Source organism: Streptomyces coffeae, assembly GCF_016741875.1.
GTDB lineage: Bacteria > Actinomycetota > Actinomycetes > Streptomycetales > Streptomycetaceae > Streptomyces > Streptomyces coffeae.
The window spans coordinates 1-400 of record NZ_JAERRF010000212.1; the positions used below are offsets into that span (position 1 = coordinate 1).

General features: G+C 68.5%; 1 protein-coding gene. It reads right to left on the reverse strand.

The window, feature by feature from the left end; all coding sequences use genetic code 11:
• Positions 1–400 (reverse strand): beta-ketoacyl synthase N-terminal-like domain-containing protein (locus JK363_RS41720; protein WP_268981178.1); only part of this gene is annotated, 400 nt, incomplete at both ends.

A 400-nucleotide genomic window follows, 5' to 3' on the forward strand; every position in this document is an offset into this window, starting at 1 on the left:
CCCGTACCGTGCCCCTCGACGACATCCACATCCGAGGTCGACAGGCGCGCCGAGGACAGTGCCTGGCGGATCACCCGCTGCTGCGACGGACCATTCGGCGCCGTCAGACCATTCGACGCGCCATCCTGATTGACAGCGCTCCCCCGCACCACCGCCAGCACCCGATGCCCCAGCCGCTGGGCATCCGACAGACGCTCCAGCACCAACACCCCAGCACCCTCGGCCCACCCCGTACCATCCGCCGCCTCCGCAAACGACTTACACCGACCATCAGCGGCAAGGCCCCGCTGCCGGGAGAACTCCACAAACGTCGCCGGAGTCGCCATCACCGTCACACCACCCGCCAACGCCGCATCACACTCACCCGCCCGCAACGCCTGACACGCCAGATGCAACGCCA